18 protein-coding genes are annotated in these 17,302 nt (G+C 32.4%); 5 read left to right on the forward strand and 13 right to left on the reverse strand.

The window, feature by feature from the left end; all coding sequences use genetic code 11:
• Positions 1 to 24 precede the first annotated feature (24 nt).
• Both AAFP94_RS08530 and AAFP94_RS08535 read left to right on the forward strand, forming a co-directional pair.
• On the forward strand, positions 25 to 1,044 hold the full coding sequence (locus tag AAFP94_RS08530) for a formimidoylglutamase (protein ID WP_316662153.1): 1,020 nt from the start codon (positions 25 to 27) through the stop codon (positions 1,042 to 1,044).
• Positions 1,034 to 1,498 (forward strand): GNAT family N-acetyltransferase, encoded by a 465-nt coding sequence (locus AAFP94_RS08535; RefSeq protein WP_316662154.1) that lies wholly within the window; start codon positions 1,034 to 1,036, stop codon positions 1,496 to 1,498. The genes AAFP94_RS08530 and AAFP94_RS08535 overlap by 11 nt, the downstream gene beginning before the upstream one ends.
• Here the strand turns inward: AAFP94_RS08535 and AAFP94_RS08540 are convergent.
• From AAFP94_RS08540 to AAFP94_RS08575, 8 genes are all read right to left on the reverse strand, one after another.
• Positions 1,495 to 3,186, reverse strand: coding sequence for a hypothetical protein (locus AAFP94_RS08540; RefSeq protein ID WP_316662155.1), 1,692 nt, complete (start codon positions 3,184 to 3,186; stop codon positions 1,495 to 1,497). The genes AAFP94_RS08535 and AAFP94_RS08540 overlap by 4 nt on opposite strands.
• 82 nt (positions 3,187 to 3,268) lie before the next feature.
• Positions 3,269 to 3,799 (reverse strand): hypothetical protein, encoded by a 531-nt coding sequence (locus tag AAFP94_RS08545; RefSeq protein WP_316662156.1) that lies wholly within the window; start codon positions 3,797 to 3,799, stop codon positions 3,269 to 3,271.
• Positions 3,800 to 3,911: 112 nt separating this feature from the next.
• Positions 3,912 to 5,147, reverse strand: a complete 1,236-nt coding sequence (locus AAFP94_RS08550) for a DUF6638 family protein (protein WP_316662157.1) — start codon at positions 5,145 to 5,147, stop codon at positions 3,912 to 3,914.
• 78 nt (positions 5,148 to 5,225) lie between these two features.
• Positions 5,226 to 5,807: a GDP-mannose pyrophosphatase NudK gene (gene nudK / locus AAFP94_RS08555; RefSeq protein ID WP_316662158.1), complete on the reverse strand. Its 582-nt coding sequence runs from the start codon at positions 5,805 to 5,807 to the stop codon at positions 5,226 to 5,228.
• Positions 5,807 to 6,082 carry a hypothetical protein gene (locus AAFP94_RS08560; protein ID WP_409628404.1) on the reverse strand — a complete coding sequence of 92 codons (276 nt, stop codon included), beginning with the start codon at positions 6,080 to 6,082 and terminating at the stop codon, positions 5,807 to 5,809. Before AAFP94_RS08560 ends, nudK begins: the two co-directional genes overlap by 1 nt.
• Before the next feature lie 2 nt (positions 6,083 to 6,084).
• Positions 6,085 to 8,043, reverse strand: coding sequence for an AAA family ATPase (locus AAFP94_RS08565; protein WP_316662161.1), 1,959 nt, complete (start codon positions 8,041 to 8,043; stop codon positions 6,085 to 6,087).
• 5 nt (positions 8,044 to 8,048) lie between these two features.
• Entirely contained in the window at positions 8,049 to 9,098 is a 1,050-nt protein-coding gene (locus AAFP94_RS08570) for a hypothetical protein (protein ID WP_316662162.1), read from the reverse strand.
• A gap of 44 nt (positions 9,099 to 9,142) precedes the next feature.
• Positions 9,143 to 10,489 (reverse strand): coiled-coil domain-containing protein, encoded by a 1,347-nt coding sequence (locus AAFP94_RS08575; RefSeq protein ID WP_316662164.1) that lies wholly within the window; start codon positions 10,487 to 10,489, stop codon positions 9,143 to 9,145.
• Between the two features lie 167 nt (positions 10,490 to 10,656).
• Between AAFP94_RS08575 and AAFP94_RS08580 the strand changes: the two genes are divergently transcribed.
• Both AAFP94_RS08580 and AAFP94_RS08585 read left to right on the forward strand, forming a co-directional pair.
• Positions 10,657 to 11,496 (forward strand): MBL fold metallo-hydrolase, encoded by an 840-nt coding sequence (locus AAFP94_RS08580; RefSeq protein ID WP_316662165.1) that lies wholly within the window; start codon positions 10,657 to 10,659, stop codon positions 11,494 to 11,496.
• A gap of 131 nt (positions 11,497 to 11,627) precedes the next feature.
• On the forward strand, positions 11,628 to 11,819 hold the full coding sequence (locus AAFP94_RS08585) for a hypothetical protein (RefSeq protein WP_316662166.1): 192 nt from the start codon (positions 11,628 to 11,630) through the stop codon (positions 11,817 to 11,819).
• 3 nt (positions 11,820 to 11,822) lie between these two features.
• On the opposite strand, the gene ettA is transcribed toward AAFP94_RS08585, so the two are convergent.
• The 5 genes from ettA to AAFP94_RS08610 form a co-directional block, all read right to left on the reverse strand.
• Positions 11,823 to 13,514 (reverse strand): energy-dependent translational throttle protein EttA, encoded by a 1,692-nt coding sequence (gene ettA / locus AAFP94_RS08590; RefSeq protein ID WP_316662167.1) that lies wholly within the window; start codon positions 13,512 to 13,514, stop codon positions 11,823 to 11,825.
• Positions 13,515 to 13,697 carry a CAL67264 family membrane protein gene (locus tag AAFP94_RS08595; RefSeq protein WP_237230750.1) on the reverse strand — a complete coding sequence of 61 codons (183 nt, stop codon included), beginning with the start codon at positions 13,695 to 13,697 and terminating at the stop codon, positions 13,515 to 13,517.
• A 102-nt stretch (positions 13,698 to 13,799) separates the two neighbouring features.
• A complete protein-coding gene (locus AAFP94_RS08600; protein ID WP_316662169.1) occupies positions 13,800 to 14,519 on the reverse strand; it encodes a pirin family protein in 720 nt (239 codons plus the stop codon).
• Positions 14,520 to 14,544: 25 nt separating this feature from the next.
• Complete coding sequence (locus AAFP94_RS08605; protein WP_316662170.1) at positions 14,545 to 14,982, reverse strand: MarR family winged helix-turn-helix transcriptional regulator; 438 nt, start codon at positions 14,980 to 14,982, stop codon at positions 14,545 to 14,547.
• A gap of 2 nt (positions 14,983 to 14,984) precedes the next feature.
• Positions 14,985 to 15,515, reverse strand: a complete 531-nt coding sequence (locus tag AAFP94_RS08610; protein ID WP_316662171.1) for an NADPH-dependent FMN reductase — start codon at positions 15,513 to 15,515, stop codon at positions 14,985 to 14,987.
• A 150-nt stretch (positions 15,516 to 15,665) separates the two neighbouring features.
• Here AAFP94_RS08610 and AAFP94_RS08615 point away from each other — a divergent pair, with 150 nt between their 5' ends.
• Positions 15,666 to 17,294, forward strand: a complete 1,629-nt coding sequence (locus tag AAFP94_RS08615; RefSeq protein WP_316662172.1) for an acyl-CoA carboxylase subunit beta — start codon at positions 15,666 to 15,668, stop codon at positions 17,292 to 17,294.
• Positions 17,295 to 17,302: the final 8 nt, after the last annotated feature.

Here is a 17,302-nt window from a genome sequence, read left to right on the forward strand (position 1 = left end):
TGTATTCAAACATATTTCCTTTTTATGGATAAACTCGTTTTATTTAACAATAAAAGTTTAAAACAATTATTAAACAAACGTATTGGTGAATCCAAATTTGGTGAACATGCCATAACCTTAAAGAACGTTTCCAATATATACGAGCAACTTAAAAATTTAGATGTTAAGTATGTAATATTTGGTTTGCCAGAAGATGTTGGCGTGTTTGCAAACTACGGAAAATCAGGGACTTCAAATGCTTGGAGTATTACATTAAAATATTTATTAAATATTCAAAGTAATCAATTCATCAACCCAAAAGACGTTTTGATTCTTGGCCATTTAGATTTTGAGAATGAACAAAAATTAGTTTCAACTCTTAACCAGTCCAAAAAGAAAGATATCCAAAAAGCTCGAAAAATTGTATCTGAAATAGATGGTTATGTTTCGCATTTGGTCTATCAAATTATCAAAGCTGGTAAAAAGCCTATTATTATAGGTGGTGGTCACAACAATTCTTACGGAAATATTAAAGGCGCTTCACTGGCACTTAATAAACAAATTAATGTGGTGAATTTTGATGCACATACAGATTTTCGCGTAGAAGAAGGTAGGCACAGCGGTAATGGTTTTAGTTATGCATACAATGAAGGGTTTCTGAAAAATTATTTTGTTTTTGGATTACATGAAAACTATAATTCCAATGCTGTTTTAAATTATATAGACAAAATTAAAACTATTGCATATAACACTTTCGAATCAATTGAAATAAGAAAAGAATTAAAACTCAAATCTGAAATGAATCGAGGTTTAGAGTATGTTTCTGATAACTCTTTCGGAATTGAAATTGATTGTGATGCTATTGAAGATATACCAAGCAGTGCCATGACGCCAAGTGGCTTTTGTACAACTCAAACCAGAAGGTTCGTCAATTTTTTTGGTAAACATGAAAATGCTCTGTATTTGCATATCTGTGAAGCAGTTCCAACAAAAAAAACTGAAACAAAAATTGGCAAACTCATAACTTATTTAATCACAGACTTTATCAAGGCTCATGACATTTGATATTATCCATTTCGACAATAGGTTTTCCAAAGATTTTTACGATTTAAATATAGAATGGCTAACAACATATTTCTATGTTGAACCACTTGATGAAGAAGTTTTAAGTAAACCAGAACAATACATTATAGAAAAAGGAGGTTATATCTTTTTTGCAAAACTGAATGAAGACATTGTTGGTACTGTGGCTTTAATGCCAATTGGAAACCATTTATTAGAATTGACCAAAATGGCTGTTTCTCCTAAGCACCGTGGATTTAAAATTGGTCAAAAATTGATGAAATACTGTATAGATTTTGCAAAAGAAAAGCAATTAACTAAATTAGTGTTGTATTCAAACAGAAAACTAGAAAACGCCATCTATATTTACAGAAAATATGGTTTTATTGAAGTTCCTTTAGAACCAAATTCGCCTTATAGACGCAGTGATATTAAAATGGAATTGGAATTGACTTAATTTCCTGAAGCTTTCAAAGAATCTATCTGCATTTGTAAACGCTCAATTTCTTCAGCATTTTTATTTACTCTTGGAAAGGCAATAATGGAATCTACAGCTTGCTGAACCACATCAATATCTTTGGTTTCTTCAATATAATAATCCTCAATACCTTCACTAGAGCGCCAGGCTTCATTAAGTTGTTTGTAAACTGTATAATCCCATTCACTAGGATGCTTTACATCAATCCAAATCACATCTCTATATTCTGCATCAATCAAAGCTAAATCTGGTGTGGCAGAACCATCAAAATTATTAGAATCTTCTTTAACCGCTGAAATGGTGCCTAGAAAGAACATACGCTTTCTTCCTGCAATGTTTTTTATATATGGCCTAAATTCAACTGGTTTATTAACGGTCCAATCAAATTCTTTTCTGGACTCAATAACTTTGAGTGGCATGGCAGAAACCCCTGCATATCCTTGCTTCTTCGATGCATGATCATAATAAAACAACTTGTCTGTTCCGTCAGCCGGAATAAATACACTAAAGGTTAAACTCGTGCGTTCGTCTCCAACAGGTTCCAATCCAAACCAATGGTACAAACCACTGTAGGCATCAATATTAGTATCAGAAAAATTAAAGTCTGTTACAAAGGGTTGTGCATTTTGGTCGTCAGGTAAATCTGGAATTTTCACAGCAGTTTCCATATTCCATGGTAAAGGATCGCTAAAGCCTCCAAGAAACTTTAAAGATTCTGCTTGTAGTCTCGATACTTTTTCAGATAGGGTATTTTGTCTTTGAAGAAATTCATAATTCTTCATATTGTCAGGACTAATATAAGTTCCTTTTCCAATTAAAATACGCTCCATATAATCTTTAAAATCGTGCTTGCCATTATCAATAACCATCACACCTCCAAAAGTTGGATATGGAAAGAAAAAGCCTTTCCAGTTGATTAAACTCACAACTTCTACCCATTTACCTTCGTCATTTTTCATATAAAAAACATCACCAGGTTCGTAAGACAATAACTTCCAAAGTCCAAAGCGTTGTACAACTGCATTGTAGGTATTTCTGCTAAATTTTAAAGATTCTCCAATTGAGAACGTTACAGGAATTCTATTGTCACTTGAAAATCTCGGAAATGGCGTTGTACTTGATACTGAAAAAACTTCTTCGGTATTATCTGTAATGCGCTGCCAAACATATTTTAAAGTGGGTTGAATGGCCATCGTCCATTTATTTTCTCCATCGACTCTTACTAGGTGTGGCAGAGAAACATCTTTGGTCTCTCCTACACTTTCGTTTGCCATAGAGAAAATATTACGTAAAGGTTGAATGCGTTCGTTTTGTGTTAGAGGTAGCTCATCTATTTCAATTTTATTTAAGTGTTTGAAAACATTAAAAGTTTTCATGTAATCGTACATTTTGTAATGCCAACCTATAGTATAAATCAATCCGAAAAAAATGGCGAGTAATGCCAAAATTCCAAGACGCTTTCCAGTACTTGGTGTTTTTCTAAATTTTCGTAATCCAAACAATAGAACTAGTAAACATCCTAACAAAACGAAAATATATTTTCTTACAAATAATAAGGCTGGCTGGTAGTCATCACGTAAAACGAACAATGCAATCAATAAAATAATTGAAACAATTATGGTAATTGATTTTTGTTTGATGCCTTTGTTCCAATAATTTTTAATCATATATTCTATTTTGTCATTCTGCGCTGCGACGCAGAATCTATTTTTAAATTTGGATTCCGCATCAAGTGCGGAATGACAGATACTACAAAAGCCCTTTATCTTTTAGACGTTCACGAGCACTTTTTTCTTCAGGTTTAGGTTCTTCTTTGTTCTCGACTGCGCTCGAAATGACAGAATCTTTTTCTGCTTCTTTTGCTTTTAGGTCTTCAACAAAATCTTTCCCTTTTTCAATAGTGTCTTTTACCAAATCACCAAGTGAATCGCTTTTGTCTTCAATTACATCGCCAGACTTAAAAATAAATGCAGCCAAATAGGTGCCTAACAACGTACCAACAATCATAGATGCAAAAATGGAAATGGTAGCCAAATCAATTGGAATTAAAAATCTGGTCACCACAATACCTATCAAGAATAAGAACGAGATAAATACCAAACGTAATAAGAATTTTTGCTGAAATACAAAACCTGTTTTATCTTCTGGTTTCATCTGTAATTCTTTAGAATTTATTATTTTATTGAAAAACCGATATAAGCCATTGCCATTAGATTCTCTCCAATACAATAAAATTCCAAATAATATGGCTGCAATAAATACGATGAGTTCTAGTGTCATATTTTTTAAATTTTTGTCATTCTGCACTACGGCGCAGAATCTATTTTTTTAAACTGTGGATTCTGTATCAAGTAAGAAATGACATACCGCTTACTAAATTAGTCTAAAATCCTTAAATATTGTTACTGATAGTTTCAATAACCCAATCTTTAAATGATTCATCCCAAGTTTCATAAGTTTTATAAAACTGTTCTTTGTCATACCAGTACAAAAACAAAACATCTTTTGGAGATACATTTACCAAAAGTTTCCAAATTAAATCCTGATGTTCTGGCTCTAAAGACGAGTGTGGTTCATGCAATGCAAAGTAAAACGATTGGTCTACCATATCATGAATCTTATAAGCATTGCTTCGTTCTAAACGCTCTAAATAGATTTCTACTCCATTAATTTTTTTGAGTTTTTTAATTTCTATTTTGTTGAGATAACTTTTGAATAAGACTTTATTATCTAATATTTCATTTATAGGATGTTCTGGTTTTTCTAATTGCTGTACAAATTCAAATTTTTTTATACGTTCATATCTTTTAGTTTTTACAATGTGTTCTAAATCAGCCTCTATAATCAAATGATCTCTCAACTTTTCCATTAATTCGGGTTGTGAAATATGGTACATCAAGACATCATACTCTGTATCTTTAATAGCTTCTTTATAACTTTTTTCATCTTGAAACACAATGATGTCCGTGATAAAATCGCGAAGCACATAAACACCACCAAAGGCTTCGGTATAAAAACTACTTGTAGTATATGTAAGCTCTGACAAATCTAAATCACGATGACGGAGGTCGCCATGTTTTTTGGCAGATTCCAGTAATTCTAGATGTATATTCTCATCTATAAAATTATTACCACGTTTAAACTTTTCTATAAGCTGTAATTGTTGGTCTTGAATTTTATCTAAATCGTTTATCAATCTTAACTTAATAGTAATATTATGATATTTTAAAACATCTAACGGGCCATAAAATGCGTCAATACCTTGATCAAAATCCAGACAAATAGCGCAATCTCTTGTTACATCATTTATTCTACCGGCATGTGTTCTAAAGACAAACTTCATAATATCTCTGTCAATCGTATGAAAAGGGGTATAAATAGGTTTTCCTTGCTGTAAAGGTGTGATTATAATGCCATGAGGATTGGCTTCTCCGTTATTCAAATAATAGGTTTGCTTTTTTTCTTCTGCAATTTCTGGACTCCAACCAATGCCATCTATAGAAAAGCTTTTTAGTTTTGTAGGTTTAAATCCCAATGTTTTTAAGCACTCATTGTAACGATCAACAAGTTTTCCACTTATTAGAATAAGTTCACTTCTATATAAATTGGCTACTTTTAGTTTTTGCATATTATATGTCATTCTGCGCTACAACACAGAATCTAATTCTTTATGTGAATTCCGCATCAAGTGCGGAATGACAATGTTTTAAATTTTTAATAACTTATTAATTTGCGCATACTGTAATAAGATAATGGATTTAGCATCTTGGATTTCACCAGTATTCACCATGTCTATGGCTTTTGAAAATTTTAACTCCAGAACTTCAATATCTTCATTTTCGTTCTCCAAACCTCCACCTTCACTAACTTTCATGTCTTCATAATATTCTGCAACAAAATAATAAACCTTTTCTGTAACAGAACCAGGAGTAGAGTATGCTTCCATCACTTTGTGCACCTTTTCTATTTGGTATCCTGTTTCTTCAACAGCTTCTTTTTTGATACAATCTTCAGGATTATCATCGTCCAACAAACCAGCGCAAACCTCAATCATATAGCCAGTTGAGTTACCATTAATATAAGTAGGTAATCTGAATTGTTTTGTTAGTATAACTGTGCCTTTTTCTTTATTATACAATAGAATTGCTGCACCATTGCCTCTATCATAAGACTCTCGCATTTGAGTTGACCATTTCCCATTATTCATCTGGAAATCGAAGGTAAACTTGTAAAGCGTGTACCAGTTATGCGAAAGCAATTCTTTTTTTATGTTCTTTATTTTAGTCATCAAGAATTTAATATAATTATGTATAAATAAATTGGAATGAAACAAGCACCTACAATATAGATGATAATTATTTTTCTGAAAATGAACTGAATAATTATGTCAATTATTAATGCTGATGATATTAATAACCCTGTTAAAATCAAAGCCACAATTCCATAACCATCACCTTTTGATACCTCACTCCATTTTATAATTGCATACACAATTAAAAATAAATATCCTGTAATAACAGAAGAATTTAAAATGGTTATTGAGTATTTAAATTTAGACATCATTCCTAGTCATCAAATTTCTCTCTAGCTTCAGTTTCAATTTTAAGCTGATCAATTCTAGCATCTACTTTTCGCTTAAAGTCTGTGTCAGCAATTGTTGCAACATTATCTAAATATCGTATTACTTCTTGTTTTCTAATATCTGAAAAATTCAAGCCTTTCATGTTGGCCTTCATTAATTCTTGTAGCATATTGAATTTGGTTTCGTAATCTTTTTTGAAATATTTATCAGGATTTTGAAACCAATCTTCTTCTAAATCAAAATCTGTGAGACGTAAAGAGATTGCACTTTGAATATTACGGACATCACGAGACGAAAAGAATGGGAATATTTTCTGAATCTCTTTATAAAGCGATGCGTAAAACATGTGGTCTTCTTCCCTGTGTTGTTTTTCAACCTTTTCAAACGTTTCTAAAACACGTTCTTCTGAAGGCTTTTCAACGGCTTTTAAAATATCTCCCATATTTTTTGCCAATACTTGATCGCCTAAATATTTATATGCTTCAGGGTTATTCATATTCACAAAACTTGGCATGGTCTTTTCAAACTTTTTCCACCAAATATAATCCTGATCCAAAAAGTCGTGTTCTGTTCTTGCTCCATCAATTTTGAATCTTCCCTGAACGCGGGAAATAACTGCTTTATCCAACATCTCCGGAAGGTTTGTAAATAATCCTATGGAACTGTTCCCATAATTAACGGCATAAGCGCCTTCTGTATATCTTAAAAAGACACCGATAACTTCTTTTACTCCAGCCGAAACACCTTGTTCGGTTCTTTCTTGCAAATTATTTTCAGCATCATCAATTGGTGCAAAAATAAGTTTAGAAGGATCTTGTAACGGTTTCATCCATTCTACCATTTTTTCGGCAGAACCACCTTGAAATGTACTAATTAACGTATCTGGCATTGGATGAAACAAAAACGGAATATCTAAATTATCACAATGTTCTTTAAGTTTTGTAGCTATGGCAGCAATCAGCATGCTTTTTCCAGTTCCTGGAATACCATAACCCATAAAAACTGGCATAAAACCACCTAGTTCTTGAAACGGATTCTTTTTTGCAGTGAAATCGTAGCTCAACATTCTTTCCGTTAGTCTACGTGCAAAATGTTTTGCGTCTCTATTACCAACTATTTGTTCAAATTGAATTTTATTGAACTCTATGCTTTTGGCTGTACCTGAAAAAACATTATCCCAACCTGAAATAGCAAACTCTGATTTTTCGAGTTTATAAGTTCTGTCTAATATTGTTTCCTGATATTCTAAAGTACTTTTACGAATCTGAATCTCGTCAATCAACGCTTCAAAATATACAACTGTAAAATCTGCTACATCTTTATCAGATTTTATTATATCCTGATGACCCAAATACTTGTCATAATAGAACAAAGCACATGAAATCCCTTTTAAAGGTGACATTAACGACACTTCAGGAATGCCTGCAAATTTCTGTTTCATCACACTTAAATCGTCTGAAGCAACAGTTTTTAAATTATGTAGAATATTATATGCAATAGAAAATAACATGAATGCAGTGGCTGTTTGCATCTTACTTTCATATTCACGTTTCCCAGAGTTATCCAATACAGATTTGCGCTCTGTTAAACTTGAAAGTCCTGAAGCATCATAATAACTATCTTTTACCCAAATGCCTAAAGTTATTCCTTCCTGAACAGCATAAAGTGTTTGGTTAAGTAGTAACGGAATAGCAACAGACTCTGGTAATAAGCGTTTTTTTAAAGCTAATATTGTTTTTGAAACTGATGTAATTTCTACTGCATTTGTACCATTGTTAGCTCTGGATAGATAAAATAAAATTGAATCATCTTTTGAATCTTTATCTTTGTTTCTGGCACGTTGTCCTTGTTCCCATTGTACACTTTTCAAATACGAAGTTGCTTCTTCACGAAGCATATCAAGTTCGGTTTGCTTGATGGGAAAGGTTGAGTTGTGTTCCATTTAATTTAAACTTTATTAATTTTTAAATCAGCTACTTCAAAAGGTGGTTTTGCCAACCCATTCATAACATCAGATGTTTTATTATATAACAATTGGATAATTCTGTGCGGTGCAAAAACATAGTTTTGTTTTAATATCTCACTCCATTTTTGAAGCGTTTGTCTACTAAAAAAACTACCTTCTACAAATTCATTTCCAGAGAAAACCTCATCTATCTGTAATGAAAAAGCAAATGATTCGAGAGGAATTTCTTTTTTTCCAATACTTTCAAGTATTGCATGAGTTATTTCATTTTCATCTTTTGCAAAAATATTATGCAATGGTCCAAAATCTATTCGTTTTATATGTCGTGGAAATAAATTCGTTAATTTTCTGTCTATTACATAAGCCATAGTATCCAAAGACATATAACGATCTGCAGTTAATTTTAAAGTTTCATATATGTTGTCTTTTTCATTATGTGGGTTTTTTCCATCATAATCAAAATACATAAAACAAATAAACGGTCTGTTATGTGAAACATCATAAAAACTCCAGCTGGTCATATATTTTGCAGAAATATCTTTTGGTGCGTCTATAATCTTACCTTGCACAAACCGATTAAAGATAAACTCTTGTTTTACAGATGAATAATATACTATTGATGCTGCTTGAAACAAACGATTTTTTCTTATAGATTGCTTTTTTACCAATAAACTGTCTAAAAATTCCTCTTTTAAAACATCTATATCTGTAAGCTTGTTTAAGTAATCTTCTCGAAGTGCTAAATCGTTAAACAAATACCTAAACTCCAAATAATTTGGAAATCCAGAATCCGTTAAATCTATCTTCATATTGTCTTCTTCGTCATACATGTATTTTACACGCATAGCTTCAATTGAATACAATAACAAATGGCAGTATTGTTTAAAGAAAGTCATTTCTTGATCGCTGCACAATTCATTTTGCTGAATACTTACTATCAATTCTTTAAGAGCGAAATCTACCATTTTATGGTAAAAGACATAATGCTCTTTGGAGTCAAGTTCAGCTGAATCTAAAGGTGTAACAATCATTTATATTGAAATGAATAGATTTCTAATACGTGCAAATGCTTATTTTAAGACAATAAATCTTCTTCCTGTTCAGGATCTGCTTTACCATTACCAGCTCCGCCAGAATCGTCATTAGATGGTTTATTGGCATCAGCTTTATAATAATCTTCAAAAATTTCTTTCATATCTATGCCATAACGCTCTGCAAAATTCTTTTGAATTTTAGCATCCTTACCTCTAATTTCTTGCAACGCCTCTGCATAACTACTATAAACTCCTTGCATGACTTTTTCATGAACTGGTATATTGTCCATCATTTCCTGACGAGCTTTTGCGCTTGCAGTATGCATTGATGCTAATGTTTCACCAATATGTTCATCGGTCTTAACACCTAAATGCTCTAAAATAGCGGCAAACTCTTGGTCTGTTCTTGCTTTAAGGGCAACGACGTAACCATCATAATATTTTAAACGCTCTTCTGTATCTGACTTTAATTTTGCACGATGCGTTTGTAAATTACTACGCAAAGAAGTTAATACCTTAATCGTTAAGTTATGTTTGTGCACAAAACTGTCTTTGCTAGCAGCTAATGTTGTATACGCGTTTTTAAGTCCTTCAAGTTCTTCAACTTTTTGTTCTAACGTAGTTACCTTACCTATAGCCTCAGCATATTCTGCAGATTGTTTATCTACAATTTCTTCAAGCGCTTGTCTTGATTGCTTTAACAATGCATATTGCTCTTCAAGTTTGTCTTCTACTTCTTTCTTTTTTTCTAAAGCTTTAGTATGGTTTTTTGTCGCTTCTACAATAGCAACTTGCAATTTATCTTCAACTTCTTTTATTTCTATTTCTCGATCTTTCAAACGCTTAACTGCTGCCTGACTTTTAAATGATAATTCGTTAAGTAAAGTTTGTACATCAGCATTCTCAATACGCTGTTGAAACATGGCTTTTGCTTTATTATCAGCTTCGTCACGAGACTTTTGAGCTGCCTTGAGTTCTTCGGCTGCTTTAGCAATTTTACTTTTTCGTCCCCAAAGATTATTCCACCAAGTGTCTGGTTTAGCTTCGGCATCTTCTAGTTCAACTTTCGCACGTTCTAAACTTTTTATAGCATTATCTATTATCTTTTGTTCGTCTGCATTTAAACTCGAGAAATCTTCAAAGATAATACCTACTTCATCTTGATAATCAGTTAAATCTTTTATAGCATCAAGCAATGAAGTTCTATCTTTTTCAGCCATTGTAACCACATCATCCAATGTTGCGTTAAGAATTTTTTGGCGCACTTCAGGATCATCTTCTTGTGCTAGTTTAGATTTCATAGTGTCTATGGCTTTTCCCCAATTAACATCTACTTTCTCTTGTTTTTCGTTAGAACTGGTTTCTAATAAATCGAAGTCGTCAGACATATTGTAGTATTTTAAGTTGAACAATTTTTAGGATAAGCAATTTCGTTAAAAAATATGATTTTAAAAATTTATATCGCTCAAATTATAGGTATTTAAAATATATATTTTGTTACATTTTATTATTTAAGGTATAGATGTTATCTTTAATATGTTAAATTTTATTTTTTATGAAAAATAGTCTCTATTTCCTAATATGTATCTCTTTCCTATTTTTTAATTGCAAGACTGACAGGCAAACGAAAACGGCAAATGAATCTGATAATCTAATTAAGAATGACACTACATCCACAGAAGCAGAAGAACATAAAACAGAATCTGTTTATGAATATACAGAAGACGGCATAAAGGTTTCAGCAATAAGTCATGCTACAATGGTATTAGAATATAATGATACTTCTATTTATATTGATCCTGTTGGAGGAAAAGAGGCTTTTAAAGGATTTAATCCACCGACTTTTGCAATAATCACAGATATTCATGGTGACCACCTCAATGTTGAAACGCTACAACAAATTTCTACTTCAACTACCATTATTATTGGTCCAAGAGCTGTTGCAGAACAAATGCCTGAAGAACTCAAGAATAACTTTACAGTTATTTTTAACGGATTAAGTAGAAATTTTAAAACTTCAAAAATAGAATTAAATGTTGAAGCCATTCCAATGTACAATTTACCAGAAGATGAAAATTCAAGACATCCAAAAGGTAGAGGTAACGGATATATTCTTACCATTAATGGAAAACGTATCTATATTTCTGGTGATACTGAAGATATTCCAGAAATGCGGCAGTTAAAAAATATTGATATGGCCTTTGTATGTATGAATCTACCTTATACCATGACTGTTGATAGTGCGGCAAGTGCGGTCTTACAATTTAACCCTAAAGAGGTTTTTCCCTATCACTACAGAGGCCAAGGTGGTTTGAGTGATGTAGATAAATTTAAAAATATAATCAATTCTCAAAACTCTGATATAAAAGTAATTCAGTTGGATTGGTACCATTGAACATTTATTTTTTAAATTATATAGGAAAAATATTATATTTGGTATAATTAATAACCCTTACACTACCTACTATGTTTCATAGTTTTCTTTCTCAAATTTTTTCAACCAAATTGTTGTTAATTGAATTTAATATGTTGACTGTCCTAATAATTGTAGGTATTTTTTTCTTAATCTTAATAATACTTGGAATAAGAAAAACCTATAAACTAAATCAGGAAAATCGACGGTTAAATGAGTTGCATGCCAAGCAACTAGAAAAGGAGAAAGAGAATGAAGGTTATAAAGATTTCACCGAAGGCCATCTTTACCAAAATAACAAATAAGTTTTATCTAACCAATTTTTTGTATTTAATCCTTTTTGGCATTATGTCACCTCCAAGTCGTTTCTTTTTGTTTTCTTCATAATCAGAAAAACTTCCTTCAAAGAAATATACTTGAGAGTTGCCTTCAAAAGCAAGTATGTGTGTACATATTCTATCTAAAAACCAACGGTCGTGACTAATCACAACAGCACATCCTGCAAAATTTTCTAATCCTTCTTCTAAAGCACGTAACGTATTGACATCAAGATCATTAGTTGGTTCATCTAAAAGCAATACATTACCTTCCTCTTTGAGTGTCATGGCTAAATGAAGTCGATTGCGTTCTCCACCTGAAAGCAATTTTACTTGTTTGTTTTGTTCGCTACCCGAAAAATTAAATCGACTTAAATACGCCCGAGAATTTACTTGCTTTCCACCCATCATAATGAGTTCTTGCTCATCACTAAAATTTTGCCAGATTGATTTTTCAAGGTCAATATTAGAATGCTTCTGATCTACATAAGCCAGTTTTGCAGTTTCGCCAACTTTAAACTCACCTTTATCAGGAGTTTCTTCACCCATTATCATTTTGAAAATAGTTGTTTTACCCGCTCCATTTGGCCCAATAACTCCTACAATGCCAGCTTGAGGAAGATTGAAGTTTAAATTTTCATATAATAATTTGTCTTCATAGCCTTTACTTACACCAATGGCTTCAATAACACTGGTGCCTAATCTTGGACCATTTGGAATATAGATTTCGAGTTTTTCATCCAATTGTTTTTGGTCTTGACTCATCAATTTATCGTAATTCTTCAAACGCGCTTTTTGCTTTGTTTGACGGCCTTTTGCACCTTGTCTTACCCATTCTAATTCACGTTCCAAAGTTTTTTGTCTTTTGGAAGCAGTTTTTCCTTCTTGAGCCATTCTTTTAGATTTTTGATCTAGCCAAGATGAGTAATTACCTTTCCAAGGTATACCTTCACCTCTATCTAACTCCAAAATCCAACCAGCAACATTATCTAAAAAGTAACGATCATGAGTTACGGCAATAACAGTTCCTTTATATTGTGCCAAATGATGCTCCAACCAATGTACAGACTCTGCATCCAAATGGTTGGTTGGTTCATCTAAAAGTAACACATCTGGTTCTTGTAATAATAATCTACACAAAGCCACACGTCGACGCTCACCTCCTGAAAGCACTCCAATCTTTTTATTACCATCAGGAGTACGAAGTGCATCCATTGCTATTTCAAGTTTAGTATCTAATTCCCAAGCATTGGCTGCATCAATTTGGTCTTGAAGTTCGGCTTGGCGATTCATCAATTTTTCCATTTTATCTGGATTTGAATAGACTTCTTCCAGACCAAACATATCGTTTATTTTATTGTATTCGTCAAGTATGGCAACCGTTTCTGCTGCACCTTCTCTTACTATCTCTAGTACAGTTTTGTCTTCGTCAAGTTTTGGCTCTTGTTCTAAAAAACCAACTGAATAACCAGGAGAGAATACAACATTACCTTGATAGTTTTTATCAACTCCAGCGATTATTTTTAACAAGGTAGATTTACCAGAACCATTAAGACCAAGAATACCTATTTTGGCTCCATAAAAGAAGCTTAAATAGATATTTTTTAAAACAGGTGTATTTGCACTTTTAAATGTCTTGGTAACACCAGACATTGAAAAAATTACTTTCTTATCGTCGCTCATTTATACTCTACCTTTTAAAGCATTAAAAACCCAAGCTATCGCAAAAAATCCAATACCAACAGTGGCAAAACCCCAACCAGCAACATCATCATACCTGTAAGCTCCCATTAATATTAGAATTATTCCCATTATTATCATAAGTACCGTAGCCCAAGCTAGCACTGTGTTTTTATTCATTGCCATAATCTCTATTTTAGTTTTAGTTAGTAAGACAAATATCGCATTTTTAAACAAAAAAAGCATCACAAATGTGATGCTTTAAGATTTAATTACAATTTAAACCACTTAAATCATTGGTACTTCAATAAACAGAATTTCTGAACTATCTGAAGCTTTTATAGTAAAGCTCTCTGTTTCAGTAATTCCAATAGCATCACGCGTATGCAATGAGTTTCCATCAATTTCAATTTCTCCATGAATATTCATTACATAAACGCCATGATTTTTGCTCTTCATATTATAGGTAAAACTTTTGTCTTTGTCTAAATCTATTCTTGACAAAACAGCATCCTGATGAATTTTTAAGCTCCCATCAAAATCTTCATCAATGGAGGTTACTAATGTTTGCAACTTATTTTTTCGCTCCGAAACATCAAAAGATTTTTGATCATAACGTGGCTTCACATTTTCTTTATTTGGTATTATCCATATTTGAAATAGACTCAAATGTTCATCAACCGAACCATTAATTTCAGAATGTTGTACACCGGTGCCTGCTGACATTATTTGAACTTCTCCTGGTAATACGGGTTGCCATTCAACATGCATATTATCCCGATGTTTTAACACACCTTTCAATGGAATTGTTATAATCTCCATATTGTTATGCGGATGTGTACCAAAACCCATTTTGGGTGCAATAATATCATCATTTAAAACTCTTAAAGCACCGAATTGTACTTTTTCTGGATTATAATAATTTGCAAAACTAAACGAATGATTTGCTTGTAACCAGCCGTGGTTTGCAAATCCTCTACTCTCTGCTTTATGCACTACAGTTTTCATTTTTAATTTCCTTTCTTAATTTTAATTATCTCATTTTATCTAATAAATCACTCAATTGTTTCGCATCACTTTCAGTAAGATTTTTTATTAAATCTTCATTAAAATCTTTTGAAATTTTATTGAGTAACTGTTTTCCTTTGTTAGTAATTTGTATGTGAACGATACGCCTATCTGTCTCACAATTTAAGCGCTCAATCAAATTTTTTGAACACAATTTGTCCATTAATCTAGTTGCATTTGGTGAACGCTCTAACATGCGCTCTTTAATGGTTTGAACTTTTAATGGCTGATTTGCTCCTTTTAAAATTCGTAAAATATTGTATTGTTGTGGTGAAATTCCAAATGGCCTAAAAAACATACTTTGCTTGCTATTAATCCAATTTGCCGTATAAATAATATTTAATAAAGCTTTTATTCTATTATTTGGAAATTTTGAATTAATATCTTTTGAAATATCACCCATTTTTATAAAGCGATTTTAAACTTATTCACTTCATTTAGTAATTCATCATTTAATTCTGGATTTGATATTTTTCCATCAGAGAAATTATCATTAAAGCTTGGTAAAGAAAACTCTGCAACAATATTAGCTTCATGCCGTGGGAATCTATCTTTTGCAATTGCCAAAACTGAAGCTCCTCCTCTAGCTCCTGGAGAAGTTGCCATTAACAACATTGGCTTTCCCGCAAAGATTTTACTATCAATACGAGACATCCAATCAAATAAATTTTTGAAGGCTGAACTGTATGCGCCATTATGTTCTGCTAAAGAAACTATAATTCCATCAGAAGATTTAATATATTCTAGAAACTTATACGCAGTCTCTGGTTGGCCCATTTGTTCTTCTAAATCAACTCCAAACAAAGGCATATCAAAATCATTAAGGTCTAAAACTGTTGCTTTAACATTATCAACTAACGTCGATGTGTAAGCTACTAATTGCTTATTTATGGATTGTTTACTGTTGCTACCTGCAAAGGCTATTATATTTTTCATATTGTATATTAAATTTCTATTACAAATATATGACATATATAATTATATTCCAAGGAATATAGTTCCATGTAAAATAATTAACAAAACATTAGCATAGTTGACTTATTTAAATTTAAACTTTTGTATTTTAGCATCAAACGAAATTAAAGAATGGACATTAACTTCAATAAAAACGAAGATCATAATAAATTACTCGTATCAGACTTAAGACAAAAACTAACAACAGTTAAACTTGGCGGTGGAAAAAGCAGGATTGAGAAACATCATGCTAAAGGTAAAATGACGGCGAGAGAACGTATTGATTATTTATTGGATGATAAATCAGAGCATGTTGAAATTGGTGCATTTGCAGGTGAAAACATGTACAAAGAACATGGTGGTTGTCCTTCTGGAGGCGTTGTTGTTAAAATTGGGTATGTAAAAGGAAAGCAATGTATAGTAGTAGCTAATGACGCTACGGTAAAAGCTGGAGCTTGGTTTCCTATTACTGCCAAAAAGAACTTAAGAGCTCAAGAGATTGCAATAGAAAACAAACTTCCTATTATTTATTTGGTTGATAGTGCTGGTGTTTACCTACCTATGCAGGATGAAATCTTTCCAGATAAAGAACATTTCGGACGTATTTTTAGAAATAATGCTGTAATGAGTAGTATGGGAATTACACAAATTTCAGCGATTATGGGAAGTTGCGTTGCTGGTGGTGCCTACTTACCTATTATGAGTGATGAAGCATTGATAGTTGATAAAACTGGAAGCATATTTTTAGCAGGAAGTTATCTTGTAAAAGCGGCTATTGGTGAGAGTATAGATAACGAAACTCTTGGTGGCGCCACTACACATTGCGAAATTTCTGGAGTAACAGATTATAAAGCCAAAGATGATAAAGATGCTTTAGACACCATCAAAAATATAGTTGGTAAGATAGGAGATTTTGAAAAAGCAGGTTATCATAGAATTAAATCTGTTGAGCCTGAAGCTAATCCCGAAGATATTTACGGAATTATCCCACATGCACGATCTGACCAATACGATATGTATGAGGTTATCAAACGAATAGTTGATAATTCTGAATTTGACGAATACAAAGCAGGCTACGGAAAAACTATCATAACAGCTTATGCAAGAATAGATGGTTGGGCTGTTGGTATAGTTGCCAATCAGCGTACTTTAGTGAAAACAAAAAAGGGTGAAATGCAATTTGGAGGTGTCATTTATAACGATAGTGCGGATAAAGCTACTCGTTTTATTGCTAATTGCAATCAAAAGAAAATCCCTTTAGTATTTCTGCAAGATGTTACTGGTTTTATGGTTGGAAGCAAAAGTGAACATGGAGGCATTATTAAGGATGGAGCTAAAATGGTCAATGCTGTTTCAAATAGTGTTGTTCCTAAATTCACCATAATTGTTGGAAATAGTTATGGAGCTGGAAATTATGCTATGTGTGGAAAAGCCTATGACCCAAGATTAATAGTCGCTTGGCCTAGCGCAGAACTTGCAGTAATGAGTGGCAACTCTGCAGCCAAAGTATTACTACAAATTGAAAAAGCTTCATTAGAAAAACAAGGTGAAAAAATAACACCAAAAAAAGAAGAAGAACTTTATAACAAAATAAAAGACAGATACGATAAACAAGCATCACCATACTATGGAGCTGCTCGTTTATGGACGGATGCTATTATAGACCCAATAGACACACGTAAATGGATTAGTATGGGTATTGAAGCTGCTAATCATGCTCCTATTGAAAAAAAATTTAACCTAGGTGTTATTCAGGTATAATTTTATTT

This window comes from Gilvirhabdus luticola (assembly GCF_040117515.1).
GTDB classification, from domain to species: domain Bacteria; phylum Bacteroidota; class Bacteroidia; order Flavobacteriales; family Flavobacteriaceae; genus Gilvirhabdus; species Gilvirhabdus luticola.

Coding starts and splice junctions, on each gene's coding strand:
- AAFP94_RS08595 (WP_237230750.1), bottom strand. CDS start 13,697: ATGGCAATGAATAAAAACACAGTGCTAGCTTGGGCTACGGTACTTATG.
- AAFP94_RS08575 (WP_316662164.1), bottom strand. CDS start 10,489: ATGTCTGACGACTTCGATTTATTAGAAACCAGTTCTAACGAAAAACAA.
- AAFP94_RS08580 (WP_316662165.1), top strand. CDS start 10,657: ATGAAAAATAGTCTCTATTTCCTAATATGTATCTCTTTCCTATTTTTT.
- AAFP94_RS08570 (WP_316662162.1), bottom strand. CDS start 9,098: ATGATTGTTACACCTTTAGATTCAGCTGAACTTGACTCCAAAGAGCAT.
- AAFP94_RS08545 (WP_316662156.1), bottom strand. CDS start 3,799: ATGACACTAGAACTCATCGTATTTATTGCAGCCATATTATTTGGAATT.
- AAFP94_RS08610 (WP_316662171.1), bottom strand. CDS start 15,515: ATGAAAAATATAATAGCCTTTGCAGGTAGCAACAGTAAACAATCCATA.
- AAFP94_RS08585 (WP_316662166.1), top strand. CDS start 11,628: ATGTTGACTGTCCTAATAATTGTAGGTATTTTTTTCTTAATCTTAATA.
- AAFP94_RS08535 (WP_316662154.1), top strand. CDS start 1,034: ATGACATTTGATATTATCCATTTCGACAATAGGTTTTCCAAAGATTTT.
- AAFP94_RS08560 (WP_409628404.1), bottom strand. CDS start 6,082: ATGATGTCTAAATTTAAATACTCAATAACCATTTTAAATTCTTCTGTT.
- AAFP94_RS08605 (WP_316662170.1), bottom strand. CDS start 14,982: ATGGGTGATATTTCAAAAGATATTAATTCAAAATTTCCAAATAATAGA.
- nudK (WP_316662158.1), bottom strand. CDS start 5,807: ATGACTAAAATAAAGAACATAAAAAAAGAATTGCTTTCGCATAACTGG.
- AAFP94_RS08550 (WP_316662157.1), bottom strand. CDS start 5,147: ATGCAAAAACTAAAAGTAGCCAATTTATATAGAAGTGAACTTATTCTA.
- AAFP94_RS08600 (WP_316662169.1), bottom strand. CDS start 14,519: ATGAAAACTGTAGTGCATAAAGCAGAGAGTAGAGGATTTGCAAACCAC.
- AAFP94_RS08615 (WP_316662172.1), top strand. CDS start 15,666: ATGGACATTAACTTCAATAAAAACGAAGATCATAATAAATTACTCGTA.
- ettA (WP_316662167.1), bottom strand. CDS start 13,514: ATGAGCGACGATAAGAAAGTAATTTTTTCAATGTCTGGTGTTACCAAG.
- AAFP94_RS08530 (WP_316662153.1), top strand. CDS start 25: ATGGATAAACTCGTTTTATTTAACAATAAAAGTTTAAAACAATTATTA.
- AAFP94_RS08565 (WP_316662161.1), bottom strand. CDS start 8,043: ATGGAACACAACTCAACCTTTCCCATCAAGCAAACCGAACTTGATATG.
- AAFP94_RS08540 (WP_316662155.1), bottom strand. CDS start 3,186: ATGATTAAAAATTATTGGAACAAAGGCATCAAACAAAAATCAATTACC.